General features: G+C 67.6%; 13 protein-coding genes. 5 read left to right on the plus strand and 8 right to left on the minus strand.

All coding sequences use genetic code 11. The features are described from left to right. Positions 1 to 127 precede the first annotated feature (127 nt). Together IT361_03150 and IT361_03155 are read left to right on the plus strand one after the other, a co-directional pair. The gene (locus IT361_03150) at positions 128 to 1,183 is read left to right on the plus strand and encodes a DUF1080 domain-containing protein (protein MCC6316665.1); all 1,056 of its coding nucleotides are present in this window, start codon (positions 128 to 130) and stop codon (positions 1,181 to 1,183) included. A gap of 112 nt (positions 1,184 to 1,295) precedes the next feature. Further along, positions 1,296 to 1,544 carry a zinc ribbon domain-containing protein gene (locus IT361_03155; GenBank protein ID MCC6316666.1) on the plus strand — a complete coding sequence of 83 codons (249 nt, stop codon included), beginning with the start codon at positions 1,296 to 1,298 and terminating at the stop codon, positions 1,542 to 1,544. Between the two features lie 55 nt (positions 1,545 to 1,599). Here IT361_03155 and IT361_03160 read toward each other — a convergent pair whose 3' ends face one another. Continuing rightward, positions 1,600 to 2,235 carry a PorT family protein gene (locus IT361_03160; protein ID MCC6316667.1) on the minus strand — a complete coding sequence of 212 codons (636 nt, stop codon included), beginning with the start codon at positions 2,233 to 2,235 and terminating at the stop codon, positions 1,600 to 1,602. Between the two features lie 305 nt (positions 2,236 to 2,540). Further along, positions 2,541 to 3,425, minus strand: coding sequence for a 3-deoxy-7-phosphoheptulonate synthase (gene aroF / locus IT361_03165; protein ID MCC6316668.1), 885 nt, complete (start codon positions 3,423 to 3,425; stop codon positions 2,541 to 2,543). Positions 3,426 to 3,775: 350 nt separating this feature from the next. Here aroF and IT361_03170 point away from each other — a divergent pair, with 350 nt between their 5' ends. Next, positions 3,776 to 4,951, plus strand: a complete 1,176-nt coding sequence (locus IT361_03170) for a PepSY domain-containing protein (protein MCC6316669.1) — start codon at positions 3,776 to 3,778, stop codon at positions 4,949 to 4,951. A gap of 57 nt (positions 4,952 to 5,008) precedes the next feature. Here IT361_03170 and IT361_03175 read toward each other — a convergent pair whose 3' ends face one another. The 4 genes from IT361_03175 to IT361_03190 form a co-directional block, all read right to left on the minus strand. After that, positions 5,009 to 6,958 carry an ankyrin repeat domain-containing protein gene (locus IT361_03175; protein ID MCC6316670.1) on the minus strand — a complete coding sequence of 650 codons (1,950 nt, stop codon included), beginning with the start codon at positions 6,956 to 6,958 and terminating at the stop codon, positions 5,009 to 5,011. Between the two features lie 8 nt (positions 6,959 to 6,966). Beyond that, positions 6,967 to 8,382: a DUF1552 domain-containing protein gene (locus IT361_03180; GenBank protein ID MCC6316671.1), complete on the minus strand. Its 1,416-nt coding sequence runs from the start codon at positions 8,380 to 8,382 to the stop codon at positions 6,967 to 6,969. Between the two features lie 29 nt (positions 8,383 to 8,411). After that, on the minus strand, positions 8,412 to 10,937 hold the full coding sequence (locus IT361_03185; protein ID MCC6316672.1) for a DUF1592 domain-containing protein: 2,526 nt from the start codon (positions 10,935 to 10,937) through the stop codon (positions 8,412 to 8,414). 286 nt (positions 10,938 to 11,223) lie between these two features. After that, entirely contained in the window at positions 11,224 to 13,638 is a 2,415-nt protein-coding gene (locus tag IT361_03190; protein ID MCC6316673.1) for a CehA/McbA family metallohydrolase, read from the minus strand. A 343-nt stretch (positions 13,639 to 13,981) separates the two neighbouring features. On the opposite strand from IT361_03190, the gene IT361_03195 reads away from it, so the two are divergent. Both IT361_03195 and IT361_03200 read left to right on the plus strand, forming a co-directional pair. Beyond that, positions 13,982 to 14,377 carry a DUF2384 domain-containing protein gene (locus IT361_03195; GenBank protein MCC6316674.1) on the plus strand — a complete coding sequence of 132 codons (396 nt, stop codon included), beginning with the start codon at positions 13,982 to 13,984 and terminating at the stop codon, positions 14,375 to 14,377. Further along, complete coding sequence (locus IT361_03200; protein MCC6316675.1) at positions 14,355 to 15,065, plus strand: RES family NAD+ phosphorylase; 711 nt, start codon at positions 14,355 to 14,357, stop codon at positions 15,063 to 15,065. The genes IT361_03195 and IT361_03200 overlap by 23 nt, the downstream gene beginning before the upstream one ends. Before the next feature lie 135 nt (positions 15,066 to 15,200). Here the strand turns inward: IT361_03200 and IT361_03205 are convergent, their stop codons facing one another. Next, complete coding sequence (locus IT361_03205; protein ID MCC6316676.1) at positions 15,201 to 16,445, minus strand: NAD(P)/FAD-dependent oxidoreductase; 1,245 nt, start codon at positions 16,443 to 16,445, stop codon at positions 15,201 to 15,203. 72 nt (positions 16,446 to 16,517) lie between these two features. Beyond that, the gene (locus IT361_03210) at positions 16,518 to 19,082 is read right to left on the minus strand and encodes a PIG-L family deacetylase (protein ID MCC6316677.1); all 2,565 of its coding nucleotides are present in this window, start codon (positions 19,080 to 19,082) and stop codon (positions 16,518 to 16,520) included. Positions 19,083 to 19,084 lie beyond the last annotated feature (2 nt).

Raw genomic sequence — 19,084 nt, forward strand, 5'->3', positions numbered from 1 at the left:
AATCGCCGCGCACGACATCGTTCTGTCGCCGAACGCCCGGCTCGCCCCACACCGAACCCCACCTCGCACGGGTTCCCACCTGATCCTGCATCGGTACCTTCTCCGAGTACACCAACTCCCGCCGGCCATGACCCGCCTGCCGCTCGCGACGATCGCCCTCGCCCTGATCGCATCATCCGTCTCCGCACAGTCCACGCAAGCTTGGCGTGCACATGACCCAGAGCGCCCCAAACCACCGGTCGTGACGCCTGCCGAGACCCTGGGGCAGCCGCCGTCCGACGCCATCGTCCTCTTCGACGGCTCGAACCTCGACCAGTGGTCCGGCCCCGACGGACAGCCGGCCGGCTGGGCGATCCGCGACGGCTACATGGAAACCGCCCCGGGCGCAGGCCCCCTCCTCACCCGGCGCGCGTTCGGCGACGCCCAACTGCACATCGAGTTCGCCACACCATCCCGCGTGCAGGGCGCCGGACAAGGTCGCGGCAACAGCGGCGTCATCCTCATGGGACTCTACGAAGTCCAGGTGCTCGACTCGTACGAGAACCTCACATACGCCGACGGCCAGGCCGCTGCGATCTACGGGCAATACCCGCCATTGGTCAACGCATCGCGAGCACCCGGTGCCTGGCAAACGTACGACATCGTATTCCGCCGCCCTCGCTTCGGCGCCGACACCCGCATCACCTCGCCCGCTCGGCTCACGGTCTTCCACAACGGCGTCCTGGTGCAGGACGCCGAACCACTCTGGGGACCTACCACGTGGCTGCAGCACCTCGCCTACAAGCGCCATCCCGACACGCTCCCGCTGGTCCTCCAGGACCACGACAACCCCGTTCGCTATCGCAACATCTGGATCCGACCGCTGGGCGACATCGCCCGACCCGGCGGACTCGCCAGCGCCTCAACGACCGTCATCGTGCCGACCGCCGTCCTCCGCGCGTATGCGGGCAACTACGCCATGCCGAATGGCGATCCCGTCGGCACCATCAGATTGACGGGCGGGCGACTCACGCTCCTGATGCCCGGATCGCCGCGCGAACGTGAACTCGTGCTGGTGCCGATCACGCGCGACCGCTTTCACCTGCTGCACACCGCTGGGACCGTGGCGTTCACTCGCAGCGGCCGTGAGACGACCATGAGGCTGCGCTTCGCGGAGATCGACCGGGTTGGCACGCGCCGCTGACAACGCTGCCGCGGGCAACACTACTCGCCGACGTCTCGCGTGCCGTCACCCATGGCACGCCTCCCGGTGGGCACGCCCGCCTGCGATCTTCAGGGCCTGAAGGAGTCGATCGATGCCCATCTACGAATACGCCTGCCCGAACTGCACCCACCGCTTTGAAGCCCTGGTGCGGAACGAACAGGCGCCCACATCGTGCCCCGCGTGCAGCGCCACCGGGATCGAGCGGCAACTCTCGCTCCCGGCGGTGAAATCCGAGAGCACGCATGCAAAGGCCATGGCCGCCGCCCAACGACGCGATGCCGCCCAGGCCAAGGACAACGCTCACGAGCAGCGCAAATACGAGCTGAGCCACGACGACTAGCGCTCCAGCCTCGCCGCCCCAGACCGTTCACCGCACCGACGGACTCCCTTGCGCGCTACCGCTCCCCGATCCTGAAGCCGAGCCCGGCGTAAAGCGCAAACGAGCCGTTCTTTGCCGACTCGCGCACGTTGCCGACATCAAAGTCGGCGATCTTCGAAACGCCAAAGCTGTAGCGAACGCCGGTCGTCAACAGGGCACCGCCAAGGTCGAAGCCAAGGCCCCCGCCAAAAGCACCACCGATGTCCACGGTCCGTGTGCTCACACCCGGCGCGTCGGCGCAGTCGGCATCGACGCCCTGGACCTTGCAGTCGATCTGAAAGCCGAGGTATGGACCAGCGTAGACAAACGGTACCATGCCGGCGCCCGTGTCGAGCGACAACCGAAACAGCAGCGGGACTTCCACATAGTTCAGCTTGAGCCCGTCGGGGCCGCTGTTGGTGCCCTTCGCCCCCTTGCTCACGAGCAACACCTCGGGTTGAAACGCCGTGATGCCGCTCGAGGGCAGAACGATCGACAGGCCACCGATCAACCCCGTACGCCGGTCGAGACCGTCGACACCCCGTAGCGTCGAAAAGGTCGCACCCGCGATCGCGCTCACCTGCGATTGCGCAAGCACGGCACCGAGCGCCGGCAGGGTGACCAGAACGGCTGCAGCAACCACGCGACCCAGCTGACCTGAACAACGCTTCATCGGAATCCTCGCGCCAAGGTTGTTCACGAGTACACCACACCGGCGGACTTGGATACGCTCCCGACGCCGACGCGCGTGAGCGAACTCCGCCCGATCGTCGTCGAGGTCACGTACTCCGGTCCTGGAGCACCGTGAGACCGTAACGTAGCGCACACTCCTGGCTCGCGATGGCTGCATCGGCAATACCCGTGAGGCGCCCACACCACCGGTCGATCATCCAGTCGCCTTCGCCCCGCAGTTTCTCTGGTACGCCAGGGGACATCCGCCGACGCGCGTCAGCCTTGTCGGGAATGTGGACGGCTGGCTCACGCGACGTGACGCCGCGTGTCCGCTCCCGCCACCAGCGTGGGCAAGCTCCTGCCCAAGGCGGGCGCGAGCAGGGAGAGTTCCTGCATCATCGCGTCGAAGGCACCGAGTGTGAGGGATTGTGCGCCGTCGGACAACGCCGTCGCGGGCGACGGATGCACCTCGACGATGAGGCCGTCCGCGCCGGCGGCCATGGCTGCCCGGGCAAGAGCGCGCACATAATGCGCGTCGCCCGCCGCATGGCTCGGGTCGACGAACACAGGCAGGTGCGTCTCGCGCTTGAGGACGGGAATCGCGGCGATGTCGAGCGTGTTGCGGGTCGACGTTTCGAACGTGCGGATCCCGCGTTCACAAAGGATCACCTGCAGGTTGCCATGCACGGCGAGGTACTCCGCGGCGCCGAGCAGTTCCTTGATGGTCGCCGAGGATCCGCGCTTGAGCAGGACAGGCTTGCCCTGGGCAGCGATTGCGGCGAGCAACGGCACGTTCTGCATGTTGCGCGCTCCCACCTGGATCATGTCCGCGATCGCCCCGATCCGATCGGCGTGACGCAGGTCCAGACACTCGGTCACGATCGCGAGCCCACACTCGGCACGCGCTTCAGCGAGCAGGTCCAGCGCCTCATCGCCCAAACCCTGGAAAGCATAAGGATTGGTCCTGGGCTTGAACGCCCCTCCGCGGAGGAGCACCGCACCTCCGCGGCGAACGCCGCGTGCGGTCTCCAGCAGCATGTCACGACCCTCCACCGAACAGGGGCCGGCCGCCACCACGAACTGGTGACCGCCCACGGTGAACGGCGCGACGGGGCCACGCGGATTGCCCACCTCGATGCGGGTGGAAAGCGGCCGGTCAGCGGCGCGGGCGACGAGCGGTGTGTCGGACATGCGGGCGTTCCACGAGGAGGGAAAAGAAAACGGCCCCCGATCATCTCGGGGGCCGTGGCGGCTGCGTTTTGAAGTCCTATCGGGGCCTCAAGACGTGCGCGTCCACCGCCCGCTGGTATACCAGTAGGCGCCGGCAAAGTAGAAGTTCTGGGCGGTGGCGGCGGACAAGCGCATGAGGAGGGTGAGTGTAGGGGAACAGCCCTGGGGGCGTCAAGGGGCAGATCGCAGAGGGCACCGATCGCGGCCCTTCCGTCGCCGACGCGTGGCGTCATTCCTGCCTCGTCGCCTTCGCCGCGGGCCTTGCGGGTCCCGGCTTCCTCTCCCCCTCGGCTGCCGCCTACGTTCTCCGCATGCGCCGCCTCCTCGTCAGGCTTCACCGCTGGATCGGGCTCACGTCCGGGCTCGTCGTTTTCGTGGCCGGCGTATCGGGCGCCATCTACGTGTGGGAGCAGGAGCTGTTCGCGCTCGTCCACCCGCACCTGGTCACTGTGCCGGCGAGCTCCTCCGCGGTAAGCGCCGACTCGCTGCTCGCCTCGGCGCGACGCGCGATGCCGCAGGGACGACCCGTCACCCGCATGATCATCTACGGCAACCCGCGGCGGGCAGCGATCGCGCAGTCGCAGCGCGAGAACCCCGAGGGCCGGCACTACTTCTCGCAGCTGCGATGGTTCGACGAGGTCTACCTCGATCCCCACACCGGTGACGTGCTGGGCGTCGCGGATCGCAAGCACGACTGGATCTACCTCACGCGAAACATCCACACCTCGCTCCTCCTCGCTCAGTGGGGCGAGTGGATCGTTGGTGTGGCGACGCTGGCCTTCATCCTGATGTGCGTCGTTGGGCTCGTTCTCTGGTGGCCACGCACGCGAACCGTGCTGTCCACACGCCTCGTACCGAAACTGGGCGGGCGATGGAAGCGCACCGTGTTCGACGCACACAACATCTTCGGGTTCTACGGGCTCGCCGGACTCCTGATCGTGGGCATCACGGGCCCGGTGTGGACCTGGCGATGGTACACGGATGCCATCGTGTGGACGCTGACCGGCGAAGCGCGTCTCGTCTCGCAGCCGGTGCCGACGCCGCGACGCACTCCCTACTGGGTGAGCCAGCCGCTCGAAACCGCGCTGACCTCCACACGGACGCTTGCACCGGCCGCGCAGCGCTACCTCATCGAAGTTCCAGCCGACGATCGGCGTGTGCTCACAGTGGGGGCCGTGTTTGACCGCGAGAGCCTCTGGGAGGAGTACGAACGCTTCTACTTCCACCCAGTCAGCGCCACACTGCTCGGCGATGAACGCTTCGACGAGAAGAACCTCGGCATGAAGTGGCGCAACTCGAACTACGGCATTCACACCGGCACGCTGTTCGGCTGGCCGACGCAGATCGTTGCCACGCTGGTCAGCCTGCTCGCCGCGAGTCTGCCACTGACGGGAGCCACGATCTGGCTTCCGCGCTGGATGCGTCGGCGGTCAGGCACGCGACAACACGCACCGCCCAAAGCGCGCGCGACGGACCTCCCAACGTGACGAAGGGCGCCCCGCGAGGCGCCCTTGCCATTCACCACACGTGCACTGGGTCGACGCTCAGCAGCTCCGGCACTTGTGCGAGTTCTTGCTCCCGAGCTTCTCGAGCAGGGCGACGGTCTCCACGAACGGAGGAATGCGCTGCACGGGGCCGTTGGCCATGTCGGCCACCGTCTGGCCGCGACGGCTCACGACGGTGATGTCGGCGCCCTTCGACATCAGGTACTGAATCAGGTCGTCGTCACCCCGCGCCGCCGCGTGATGCAACGGGGTGAACCCGTTCAGGTCGCGCTGGTTCACGTCCATCTTGAGCTCCTCGATGAGGAACTTCATCGCCGGAATCCACGCGTCGGGTGCGTGCCGGTGCGAGTTGGCGGCGAACCCTTCGCCGTAGCCAACACCCGACGCAGCGTGAACCGCGTAGACGCCGGGACCACCGGTCGGAATGGGCGGCAGGCCCGAAGGGTCCTTCGCGGCGCCGCCTTCTTCATCGGGCGACGAGTCGTCGTTCCGGATCCGGCCAGCCGGCTTGGACGTCGGGATGTTCGGGTCGGCACCGTGCGCGAGCAGGAGCTTCATCGCCGGGACGTCCAGCCCGTACGCCGCACGCCAGAACGGTGTAGCGCCCTGCGTGTTTACGCCGAGCAGGTCGAAGTTGTACGACATGTACCACAGGTGCTTCGTCAGGCGCACGTTCGGGTCGGCGCCCTTTGCGAGCAGCGCCTCCATGAGTTCGAGGTGCGTCGTCTGCTGCTGCGTTTGCGCGGTCGGCTGTGGGTACAGAGACTTGGCAGCCCACTGCACGTTGATCGTTGCGTAGAGCGGCGTAGCGCAGGCCTCGCTGGCGAGCCGAGGGTCCGCACCCTTGGCGAGCAGCTGCATGGCGATGTCGAAGTGGCCATTGATCGTGGCCATGAGGAGCGGGCTGGTGTGATCCCCGCCGCTCACATCATTGATCGGCGCACCAGCCGCGAGCAGCGCTTCGACGGCGGCGGTGTTCCCCTGCCGCACGGCAAACAGCAGCGGTGTGAGACCGCCCCGATTGCCGACCAGGTCGGCGTAGCCTAACGAACGCTCCTGCCCCGCCCGGGTGCGCGCGGAGTCCTGCTGCGTGTCACTGGCGGTGTTGGCCGGGCGCGGTTCGTTGTCGGTCGCCGGCCGCCGCGTGGCCGCCGAGTCGCGCACCGGCGACGCCGAGGAATCGCGACGCGCGGCCGTGGCCGGTGTCGCACTGCGTCGGCCGGTCGGCGACGCTCCGCTATCGGTTCGCGCCCGTGCCAGCTGGGCGGGCTGCGGGCCGGTCGTTCCGCCGGCACCGGCAGCGACCGCAGCACCGGCTGGACGTGGCGGTTGCTCAGCCGCCTTCAGCGCCGCAACGCGCCGCTGGCGCAACTGATTCGAGGCGCGATCGGCCCGATCCCGGGCCGGCGTGTCTTCGATCTTCGACATCGCCTTCAGGCTCGCCCCGGACTTCACCAGCAACGTGATGACGGCAACCCGATTGTAGTTGGCCGCCCACATCAAAGGTGTCTGCTCCCAGGCGCCGTCCTTCTGGTCGACGCTCGCGCCGGCCTTGAGCAATGCGGCGACCGCCTCCTCGCTGCCCTGCATCGCGGCCAGGTGCAGCGGACGCGCCCCACCAGCCGTCGTGGCGGCGTTCACGTTGGCGCCGGCCTCGATGAGCGCACTCACCGTCGCTCCACGACCCGCGCGCGCCGCCAGATGCAACGGCGTGTAGCTCCCGTTGCGGGTCGTTGCTTCCACGCGCGCCCCGGCCACCACCAGCATGCGCGTCGTCGCCACATCCCCCATCGCCGCCGCCCAATGCAGCGCGGTCATGCCGTCGCTCTGCGCGGCGTTTACGTCGGCGCCCTGCCTGATGAGCAGTCTCACCTTCGCGGTGTCCCGCTTCATGGCGGCATCGGCCACCGGCGACTCATCGCTCGGCGCCGCGGCTGCAGCAAGCAGGACGACGGCAAGCGCCATCAGGGGGTACACGCGTCGCAGCATGGGCGCTCTCACTGGCCGGGATCCGTGCGCGTCGCGTCAGACGCGCGGAGCGACAGCGCGCTCGTGCTGTCTCCGAAGGCCTTCGTGTCGTCCATGCCGAGCGAATGCATCACGCTGAGCATGGCGTTGGCCATCGGCGTGTCGTTCGCTGCCTTGATGTGGACATTGCCGTCGAGTCGGCCGTTCGCCTTGCCCATGACGATCAGCGGGCATCGACGATGGTTGTGCAGGTTCGAATCGCCCATCGGTGAGCCGTACATGATGAGCGTCTTCTCCAGCATGTTGGCGTCGCCTTCCTGGATGCCCTTCAGCTTGTCCAGGAAGTACGGCAGCATCGCCACGTGGTATTTGTTGATGAGGTTGAAATCCTTGACGTTCTTCTCCGTGCCGCCGTGGTGCGACGCTGGATGGAACGGCTTGTCGGTCCCGCTCTCCGGGTACGTCCGGCTGGAGCCATCGCGCCCCATCTTGAACGAAAAGACGCGCGTGATGTCGGCGGCGAAGGCAAGCGCCTGGATGTCGAACATCAGCTGCACGTGTTCGGCGAAGGAATCCGGGACACCCGCGGGGGCCCCCGGGAGGTCACGCGGCTCGCCCGACGCGTTGCGGGCCTCGGTGCGCGCAATCCGTCGCTCGACTTCCCGGATGTCCTCGAGGTACTTGTCCATCCGGGAGCGGTCCTCGGCGCCGAGCGTCTTCTTGAGCGACGTCAGCTCACCAGCGACAAAATCGAGGATGCTGCGGCGCGTTTGTCGGCGCGACGAGCGCTCCGCCGCGGACCCTCCGACGCCGAACAGCTTCTCGAAGGCGACCCGCGGATCGCGGATGACCGGGAGCGGCTCGGTCGGCGACGCCCAGCTGATGGAGTCGGTGTAGACGCAGGCATAGCCGTAGGCGCAGCCACCCGCCTGGTCCACCGGTTCGATGCAGAGCTGCAGCGACGGAATCGGCGTCTCCTGGCCGAATCGCTGTGCATACATCTGATCGAGCGACGTACCGACCCGCACGTCGGAGCCCTCGGTCTGCCGCGGATGCGACTGCGTGAGGTAGACCGCACTCGACCGGAAGTGATCGCCGCCGATCTCCTTGGGCGTGATAGGCTCGGCGCCACGCACGTCCGTGTTGGAGACGATGGTCAGGTACTCCCGGTATGGTTCGAGCGAGCTGAGCGCGGTGGGCGCCAGATCGAAGCTCCGCCCCGCGGCCGCAGGCGACCACAGATTGAGCTTGGCGCCAAGCTCATTGCAGCCGGCCGCGCCGTGCACCATTTCGATGGCGACGAGTCGCGTGCGATCCGTCGCCGCCTTGCCCAGGCCACTGCGGCCCACCGGCACCATCGCGTCGAGGAACGGCAGCGCCACCGTGGCGCCCATGCCCTTCACGAACCTGCGACGGGGAAGCGGCTTTCCAATCAGGAATTGCATCGGTGATTCCTGCTCCAGGTGCGTGGTGGTCAGGGCTGGCGGGCTTCTGGCCCACCCTTGGTGCCGGCATCGGTCGCGGCGGTGGCGGCGAGGGGAACGCGCCGCATCCGGAAGGCATCGCTCTTCACGATGCCCAGCACGAAGTCGGCAAACTTGTAGTTGCCGGGCTCCGCATCAGCGACGATGCGACGCACGGTGGGCATGTCGTACGGCTCCACGCGACGACCGAGACCGTATGCCATGAGGTTCATGGTGAACGTCCGAAGCAGCGGCGCGGGTCGCTTGAGCAGCACGGCCTGCAGCTGCGCGGGCGTCGAAATCTCGGTGCCGTCGTAGTACGTGCCGCGCGTGTCGAGCGCCGCGCCATTTTCGCGAATGCGCCACTGCCCCGTCACGTCAAAGTTGTCGAGCGCGAGTCCGATCGGGTCCATGAACAGGTGACACGAGCGGCACTGCGGATTGGCCCGGTGCATCTCCATCCGCTCGCGCGTGGTGAGCATCCGACCCTCCTTCGCCTCGCCGGTCTCGTCGAGGTCGGGGACGCCTGGCGGCGGGGGCGGCGGCGGCGAGCCGAGCATGACCTCCATCACCCACTTGCCACGCAGCACCGGTGAGGTCCGGTTGGCGTGCGAGGTCAGCGTCAGGACGCTCGCCTGACCCAGGAGGCCGCGGCGACGATCATCCGGATACGCCACCCGCCGAAACTCGTTGCCCGTCACGCCGGCAATGCCATAGTGGTTTGCCAGCGTTTCGTTGAGGTACGTGTAGTCCGCCGAGAACAGGTCGAGCACGCTCCGGTTCTCGCGAACGATGTTGTAGAAGAAGAGTTCCGTCTCGCGCCGCATGTCGGTCGCGAGCTGTTCGTGGAAATCGGGGAACTGCAGTGCGTCCGGGTGGACCTTGTCGATGTCCTGGAGGCGCAGCCATTGCGCGGCGAAGCGCGTGGCCAGCGCCTCGGCACGCGGGTCGGCCAGCATGCGCCGAGTCTGCGCCTGCAGCACCGGTGTTGTCCCAAGCGTGCCGGCACGGGCGAGCGAAAGGAGCTTGCTGTCCGGTGGCGTGCCCCAGAGGAAGAACGAGAGGCGTGACGCCAGGTCGAGACCACCAACGGCCACGCGGTCGCCCGGCCTGACGGTGGCAGGAAGCTCCTCGAAGCGGAAGATGAAGTGCGGGCTCGACAGAATCGCCTCGAGCGCCGTTCGGATCCCGAGCTCGAACCCGCCGCTCTTTGCGCCTTCGTCGTAGAACGCCAGCAGCCCCTTCACGTCGGTGGCGGTGAGCGGGCGGCGGTACGCCTCGGCGCCCAGCGTCGAGACGATCTTCTCGGCGCAGGGTCTCGCCTCCGCCGCAGCCAGGGGGCGGCAGGAGAAGATCTTGCGGCGGCTCGCCGTTTCCGAGACGCCGGTGGGGTTGTAGGGGCCCGTGACGGTCATGTCGCGCAGGTGCGCGAAGTTGGTGATGCCCGGCTCGGAGCCAATCTGCGTGTCGGCGATGCTGTGACCGTGCGGCGCCAGGTTGTCGTTGACCGGACCTTCGAACGTTTGCGTGAACGCCACCGTCACGCGATGCGCTCCCGCGCGCACCTGGATCGGCGACGTTCTGATGTCCATGCCGTTCGGATCCGCCTGCGACATCCATCGATCGATGTCCAGCAGCGCGACGCGCGCACCGTCAACCGACACCTCGATCTTCTCGTCAAACGGCGCGTCGGACCCGAACAGCTGGCCCGTGGGAATGGCGTGCAGCTGCGCCACAAAGACGTACTCGCCGTCGGCGGGGAACGTGTGCATGACCGAGATGCCGCCGCGCGTACCGATCGGCGCGCCATCAGTACGGTCCCACTGCGAGGCGAGGCGCGGCAGCTTGTACGTGGTGGATGCAACACTCGCCTTGGGGTCGCCCACGGCGAGTCGACTGATCTCGCTCGCTGCGTCGAGGTAGGCATCGAGCAACGTTGCCGACGGCATCTGCACGTCGGCAATGTTGTCGAAGTTTGCGCTCTTGGTGTCGAGCGGCAGCCAGTCCCCTGCATCGACCTCCAGCGTCAGCAGGTCGCGGATCGATTCGGCATACTCCGCGCGATTGAGCCGCTGGAACGTGCGCGTGCCGGGCTCGGGCTTCAGCGCCGCATGCGTGTCCATCAGGCGCTCGAGGGCGTCGGCCAGGGCAGGCAGCGTGTCTCCGGCCGGTCGCCGTGCGCCCGGTGGCGGCATCATCCCGGCACGCAGCTTGGCAATGATCTTCTCGGCGACGTCAGGCGTGGCGGTTGCCCTGGCCACGTCGAAGCCTGCCAGCGAGAGATCGCCGGCCTTGCGTCGCTCGCTGTGGCACAACGCGGCGCAGGTCTGCTTGACCATCGCCGTCAGCGCCTCAGGCGGCATCGGGGCGATCACGCGCCGTGGCGCCGAGTGCGGAAACGCAAACGGTCCCGCGAATGACACCGCGACCTTCGCCGCCGGTGTCCGGGCTTCGAGAGTCGCGGGGGTGAACCATGCAGCCGATGCCACGGCCGCGAGCAGTGTGCTCGTTGCCGAGGTGGCAACCCATACCTTCATGCCCGATTCTCCGTGATCGCCTTGCGTTCGCCGGCGCAACCCGAAAACCCCTGACAGAAATGTCAGGGACTCGGAGACGTCTATAGTGAATCTCGGTCAGGCCGTCAGCAAGACGGGTCGTCCCATCCGACCGTTCCGCATAATGGTGGCAACCGCTCCGGCCGGGCGGGCACCGTGATCCCCACCGAAGAGGCTTGTCGCCATCGTCGGTCGGCTTGCAGGATCCCGGCTCCTGTAGGGCGCGGTCCTCCGTCCGGTTGTCCCGTGGACGCCCGGCCCCGGCCGGCTACCTGCGACCGATCTCGGCCAGACGAGCGCGCGCCTCGCCAAAGTAGGACCGGAGCACCGGAATCGGCGCACCGGCATATCCCGCGAGCAGGCGTTGCTCGGCGTTTGCCAAGGCGCGCTCGAGGTCGGTGACTGCCGCTCGGCGCGAGACCGGGTCGGTCGTTCCGCGGCCACCGATCCAGATCGGTGCGGTGTGGGCAAACACGCGGCTTGCCATCGCAGGCCAGCGGTCCACCGCTGGACCCAGGACGCGCGCGCCCACCCAGCCACCTGCGGGAACCCGCACGCTGCCGCGAAACGTCTGCGAGAATGGCGCCCGCCCCGGAACACCGCTCCACAGCGTGCGCCCGTTGACCACGATGGCGACGGAATCAACCGGCATCGCCGAGTGCACCGCGAGGGTAAACGGCACCTCTCGGCCCCCGCGCGGTATCACGTCACCCGGACGCAGACCACCCAGCTCAAGTTCCAGCATTGGCCCGGTGGTCACGAATGACCGACCGGCGCGAAGACCGGCCATGTAGCTCTCCCACGTGAACGGGCCTTCCGGCCGCACGTACACTCGGGTGGCGCCAAGGGCCATGGTGCGGTGCAGGTCGGTCATGGCATCGGTTCCAGCCGACGGCATTACCTGGAGGCCGGCGTTGAGCAGCCGATACCAGAGCTCGGTCGAGCCGATTTCGTTGCTCCAGAGGCACGCGATCTCCAGCAGATCAAACGCACCATGGACGGCGTCCGGGATCAGAGCGATCGGGATGCTGGAGAGTCCGGCCTCGCTGAATGGGTCGCTGCCAGAGACTGGATGCACGTAGATGCCCAGGCCTCCCTGGCGGCGTCCTTCGGCAAGCGGTTCAGCGTTGAGGCGATCGTCAGCACCGTACATCTGGTAGCCCGGGCCCCAGATCCAGGGCCAGAAGAGCGACGAGGTACCGATGAGGCCGATGTGCCCGAGGAAGTGGGCGCGCACCTCCTGGGAGAAGGCGATCATCGGCGAAGCGGCGGTCGATCGTACGGAGAAGAACTCCTGATCCTCGAATCGATTGTGCAGGTTGGCGAGCATGGGCGTTCCCGCGTCGAGCGCTTCGCCGCGCATCGGCGCCAACAGGTCAGCCGGCGCCAGATCCACCTGACCACCGTAGTTGAGGTGAAAGTGGTGGTCGCCCGCGAACCACCCATTCGCCGACGCATCCCAGAGCGCTCGGGGGGCGAGCGATGCCTCGACCGTGGCGCCGGCCGCGACGTCGACCTGGACGGAAACGGGCGCCGACGCCAGCCCCTGGACCGCCATGATTTCGACGCGCCCGACCGGCGCTTCGAGTTGGAGCGTGCCTGACGAGTAGAAGTAGGTGAGTCCGTTCTGCCCATCAAAACGGACCATACCCGACGTAGGAATGAGCGGGTGGCCGGCCGCATCACGAGCGTGGATGCGTGCCGGCCCCGGCGTGCGAACAACGACGCGACCCGTCGGGGTTCCGTAGTCCCACGACGTGACCTCGACCGGGGTGACAGAGCCTCCGTTCCGGTTGATACGATACAGGTGAAACCGTTGTGCGCTATCGGCTTCCGTGAAGTAGATCCACTGTCCGTCGCGGCTCCACGCAGGGGTCAGCGGTCGGCCACGTCGGCGGCCGAACAGGCGAGTCGACGCTGAGGGTCGATCGAGTGACATCGTCCTCAGCTCCCACCCGTCAATTACAGGCCAGTTATAGGCCACTTCAGCGCCACTTGCACTAAGTGCTGGCCTGATGAGCGACAGGATGTTGTCAGTGAGGAGGGTCTGACCAGGACCGGCGTCCCCACGCCGTCGAAGCCTGACCATGTTGTCCCCAACGCGGTTCTTGGAGACGTACAGGGTGCGTTCGCCATCTGGGTGAAGTTGCGCTCTCAGCTCGAGCCCGGGCTCCGCGGTGAGCCGAGCTTTGGTCCCGGTCTGCAGAGTGACCGACCAGAGGTCCAGGTCGCCGCCTGGTGTGAGGCTGCTGTAGACCAGGCCGACACCGTCCGGGGTAAAGACCGGGTCGAGCGCCATCCCGCGCTCGATCTCTTGTTCTGCCCCGCCGTCCACATCCCGCACCACAACCGATGTGGTCCGACCGTCATCTCGCACAAACGCGAACCGCTTGCCGTCGGGCGACCAGGTCGGTCGCGCGTCGACACCCGAACCGTTCGTGATCCGGTGGGCGACGCCGCTCGTGAGGTCGAGTTGCCAGATCCACCCTCGCGACGCGATCAGCAGCGACCGACCGTCGGGGGCAGGCGCTGGGTCCATGGGGCCGCTCCCCATGGTTGGTAGCTCGTATCCCTCCAGGTACACCTGGTGTGCATACCCGGCATTCTTCGGGTACCGGTTGGTCCACTGGCCCGCCAGGACGGCCGGGGCCAGAGTCGCGAGGAGGGCGATTCGCAAGCGCATGTGGGGCAATGACTTGATGGCTAGAGGATCGGACACGATCGAATCAGCACCTTCCACCCATCGTTCCCCCCACGTGCCTCTAACGATCCGCTCCAGTGTGCCGGAGTACAAGGGCGACCACCATGGTCGATGTCGTGTCATCGAGCCGCGAGGGGGCGAGCCCGGTCTGACGGCACCGCGCATCGGAGGCGATGGCAGAGGCCGCGTCAGTACCGATCTCCGATGCGGAGCGCTCCCCAAGCGAAGCTCCGTGATTTCTCCGCTGCCATCGAATCGGACGGCTTGCTAACCCACCAAGCACCTTGCCGTGTGTTGCAGGAGCCAACATTCTAGTGTATTGTTTCTGCAGACACATTCTATGTCCGCCATCCCATCCATCCTCACCCAGCCGGAACCGGGCCCGACGCTCAGCAAGGCGGTCGTGCGAGCCGCGGATTTTCTGGGGGTCTCACAGGCAGCGCTGGCTGACGCCTTGGGGCTGAGTCGCTCCACCGCGTCGCGGCTTGTCGCGGGCATGTACATGCTGGATCCATCGCGAAGGAAGGAGTGGGAGCTGGGAGTGCTCTTTCTTCGAGTCTTTCGTTCGCTCGACGCAGTCGTGGGGCATGGTGAGCAGGCACGCACCTGGATGCGCGGCCCCAACCTCGCGCTGGGTGGCCGTCCCATCGACCTGGTACGCAGCGCTGAGGGGCTCGTGCGCACCGTGCAGTACCTCGATGCGGCACGCGGACGCATCTGAGGACGTGGAGCTCGCGCTCTGGCGTGCCGTTGAAGCGCAACACGTGGTGTCCACCCTGCCCCTCGTGGACACACGGGCCGAGCAACGACTGCTCGAGGATCTGATCGAGAGCGGCAAGCCGGCCCTCCCGGCGGAAACCGCGGGTCTGCACTACTTGCTGGTCACACCGTTTCGGTACCGGAGCCCGTGGGGCAGCCGCTTTCGCGAGCCGCACGAGCCGGGGGTGCTCTACGGCGCCGAGTCGCAGCGCACCGCCTGTGCGGAGCTTGGGTATTGGCGCTGGCGTTTCCTGCGCGATTCGCCGGCGCTACCGCGACTCGACCCTGCGCCGCAGACGGTGTTCCAGTGCGTCGTGCGGGGGCGGGCACTCGACTGTCGCCTGCCTCCGCTCGACGCGCGCCGTGCGGAGTGGACGCATCCCTCGGACTATGCCGCGTGTCAGGCGTTAGGCAGGTCGGCACGCGCGGCCGGGGTTGCCGTGATCCGCTACGAGTCGGTGCGCGACCCCGAGCATGGCCCCTGCGGCGCTGTGCTCACGCCGTCTGCCATCGCACACCCGAACCCGGTGGCGCAGGAGACGTGGAGCCTCGACGTCAGCCGCGAGCGCGTGCGCTGGTGGCGCGCCGAGCTGCCGCACCTGGGCGGCGAGGTTGACTCGGCATGGGACTTCCGGTTTCCCGAACCATAGCAGCGCCAGCGACGCACGACGCCGTTCCTCGGGTGAGCTGGGGGGCGTGGACCACGCACCTCCGTGGTCGCCGGACGCCCTCAGGCCCGGGCAGACGAGGTACGCCGCGGCCGCCCGACCCTTCGCGCCCGGCGCCTAACGCGGTGGCCGCCCGTCCGAGTGCAGGATCAGCCGGACACCACGCTGGTACGTGAGGTACTCCCAGCCCCACTGGATCAGCACGACGAGACGATTGCGGAACCCGGCGAGGTAGGCGATGTGGATGAACAGCCACAGCAGCCACGCGAACACACCGCCGAATCGCAGCGGGCCGCCCAGGTCCGCCACCGCACTGTGGCGCCCGATGGTCGCCATGTCGCCCTTGTTGAGATAGCGAAACGGCCGGCGCTCCCTGCGCGTCACCGACCGATAGACGTTGTCGCCGGCGCAATGACCGCCCTGGATCGCGCCCTGCGCGACACCGGGCACCGGTCGGCCGTCTCTCTGCGTCGTGACGGCCAGGTCGCCCACCACAAACACCTCCGCGTGCCCGGGGATGGAGAGATCGGGCTCCACCAGCACGCGACCGGCGCGATCGAGAGGCACCCCGAGCTGACGCGTGAGCGGCGATGCCACGTTCCCTGCTGCCCAGAACACCGTCTGCGTGCGAATCACCTCGTCGCCGATGCGCACGCAGCCGTCCTCCACCTGCGACACGCTGGCATTCAGTCGTACGTCCACGCCGAGTCGCTGCAGGTCGCGCAGTGCCCGGTGCGACAACTCTTCCGGAAACGTGGGCAGGATGCGCGGGCCGCCCTCCACGAGCAACACGCGCGTGCTGGCCGTGTCGATCCGACGAAAGTCGCTGCGCAGTGCATGGCGCGCGATGGTCATCATGATGCCCGCCAGCTCCGCCCCGGTGGGACCACCGCCCACGATCACGATCGTCTGCCATGCCGCGCGAGCGTTGTCATCGTGCGTCAGCTCGGCCTGTTCGAAGGCATTGAGGAAGCGCGAACGAATCAACAGGGCGTCATCGAGCGACTTGAGTCCTGGCGCACGTTCCTCCCAGGCATCGTGCCCGAAGTACGCGTGGCGTGAGCCGGCGGCCACGATGAGGTAGTCGTACGACTCCACATGGGCTTCGCCGTCAATGCACACCGTGCGCGAGGCAAGGTCGATGCGCGTCACCTCGCCGAGGATCACGCGCGTGTTCTTCTGGCCGCGCAGGTACCAGCGAATCGGGACCGCGATGTCACTCGGCGCGAGCGTCCCGGAGGCCACCTGGTACAGGAGCGGCTGGAAGACGAAGTGGTTGTGGCGATCGATGACGGTGACGTCGACGTGCGCGTGGCGCAGTGCCTGTGCGGCAGCCACACCGCCGAACCCACCACCAACGATCAGGACGGACGGACGATCGGGAATACGTGGACTCGGGAAGAAGGATGGACGAATGATATGAAAGGCGTGGACCTACTGGGCGATGCGCGCAGCCCCGGCGCCGAGAAGATTCACGAACAGCCGCGCGGCCCCGGGTACCCCGTTGGGCAGCTGCCGGAAGAACGCGAGGGTGGTGTAGACGTACGTTCCGCGACCGAGTGGCGCAACGAGGAGCGCGCCACGATTCTCTGGCTCCGACGGATCGTGGAGTTCGAGCAGCGGCGTGTAGGCCGCATCAAAGGTGCGTGGAGAATAGAGCGAGCGATCCTGCACCCAGCCGTCGAAGTCCTTCGCGGTGATCCGGTTCGGTGCGTTGAGAACCGGCGCCGCGGGATCGAGGATCGTTACCGGCGCCGCTTCCACGGTCACCCGATCCGCGGGGCGAGCCAGCGTGATCGGGTAGGGCATGATCCCGGGCTGGGTCATCTCGTACTGGCCGTACTGCACGACGAGCGTGCCGCCATTCCTTGCGTAGTCGAGGAGCCTGGCGTTGTTGGCCACGAGCGCGGGGTGTGCCTCGTAAGCGCGTGTTCCCACGACGATCGACGTGAAGCGCGAGAGGTCGGCACGCGGCAGCGCCGCCGGATCGAGCACCGTGACGTCGAGTCCGAGCTGCTGCAGGACGGGAGCGATGTTGTCGCCGACACCGGCGATGTAGCCAACGACGGCAGAGCGTGGCAGGCGCAGGTCGACCGCGTTGATCGCGAGCGTTGCGGGGCGGTAGAGGCGCTGCGTGTGGATGTGATCGTACGCGACCTCGGAGTAGCCGGTCGTGAACGTCGTGCCGCCGCTCGTGACCATCGCCGAGATCTCGTGGCGCCCCGCGGCCAGCTGTCCGCGTAGCGTGAACGTGACCGTGCGCGAAGTTCCGGCACCGTTCGACCTCGCGCGTTGCCCGGTGAGCGACACGCGCCGCGACGCGCTGTCGGCCACAAGACCTGGAGGCAGCGCGAGCCGCACTTCTGCTTCGCGCGCTTCACTCGAGTGCGACCGGACTTCGACGTCGATCGTGCGCTGGATGGGAGTGCTGGCCGGCGCGTACTCCACGGCCCGCGACAGGGTGAGCGTGATGGCGGGCGCAGCCACCACGGGTCGATTGACCTCGCCACGCACCGGGTCCGCGAACCGCCAGGTGGCCGGAGTCGTGAGACGGAAGCTGGCGCCCTCTACGTCGAAGAACGAAATCACGCTGGGCGAGGACGATTGCGCCGCCTCGTCATCTGGACGAGCGGGCATCGCGAACATCGGGCCCTGTCGCGCGCGCTCGAGCCACCACGGCTGGCTCGTGCGCAGCATCGTGATCGACACCGAGTCCCGCAGCGCGGAGTCCGGCGCGATGGCCCGGGCGTCGCCGCCGATCGCGGACGAATCGGCTCCCGGCACCAGAAGTTCGCGTCGCGTCAGGCGAACCGGCAGGGTGCCACGGTTGTACGCCGTCCACGCCGCGCGGAATGGTTCACCCACTGCCCACACGTCGCGCGCCGCGGTGACCTCGATCGCCACGCCACTCGCCAGCGCCAGCGCCTGTTCAACACGCCCCCTTGCGACCTCCATGGAAGCTCGCAGGTCGCCGGTCCTCGCGTCGCGCCCGGCGGAGGTTGGCGCATCGCATGGGTTGTCTGCCGGGGCGGCCCGACACACGTCGAGCAGCGTCCGTTGCAACCTGGCGAGCGCGGGGACCACGCTGGCCGGACGAAGGAGATCGAGCGAAGCGCGCGCTGCCGCGAAATCGGCGGCCAGCGAGTCCAGGGCAGCACGCTGCGCCGGCGTGCGCGCGACGGTGCGGAAGCGAGCCCACGTGGTATCGATGCCGTCAAAGATCGAGCGCTCCGACGAGGCGTCGGCAGGACCAACCCGCGTCGCTTCACGCTCCAACTGATCGAAGCGCGCTCCCCTGGGCTGCAACGCGCCCATCGCCTGGGACTTGTGCTGCGAGCGGGAGTCCGCGGCGACTTCGGCGTACGAGCGGCCTGTCACGGGATCGAACTCGCCAACGTTTACACGGATCGTCGCGCGACTCTGATTCCTGAAGAACGCGCCGCGATAGAACTTGGACACCGTCCACGGCCCCAGACCCGCGGTTGCGCTTCGCGGGAAGCGCACGGTATCAGCGCTCAGGTCATACGCGTCGCGCGCGAGGATGCCGGCGACCTGGTGGTGCCCATGGCCGTCGGCCGGCGTGCCGGAGAACACGGAGACGATCACGTGCGGGCGGAACGCACGGACCACGGTCACCACGTCCCGAAACACCGAGTCGCGCGACCACTGCGTGAGGGTCTCCTCGGCGTTCTTCGAGAACCCGAAATCGAACGCACGCGTGAAGTACTGGCGCGCGCCGTCCATGCGACGGGCGGCGAGGAGTTCCTCGGTGCGGATGGCGCCCAGCGGCTCGCCCAGTTCGTTGCCGATGATGTTCTGGCCGCCGTCGCCCCGTGTCAGTGCGAGGTACGCCGTCTCGACGCCGCGCCCGCGGGCGAGCCAGGTGAGGAGCTGAGTGTCCTCATCGTCCGGGTGCGCGGCGATCATGAGCACGCGCACGTTGGTGCCAAGGCTTCGGACGAGCGGCGCCAGCGCCGCGGCGCCGCGCTCCTGGGCCATGA

The organism is Gemmatimonadaceae bacterium (assembly GCA_020846935.1).
Taxonomy (GTDB): domain Bacteria; phylum Gemmatimonadota; class Gemmatimonadetes; order Gemmatimonadales; family Gemmatimonadaceae; genus RBC101.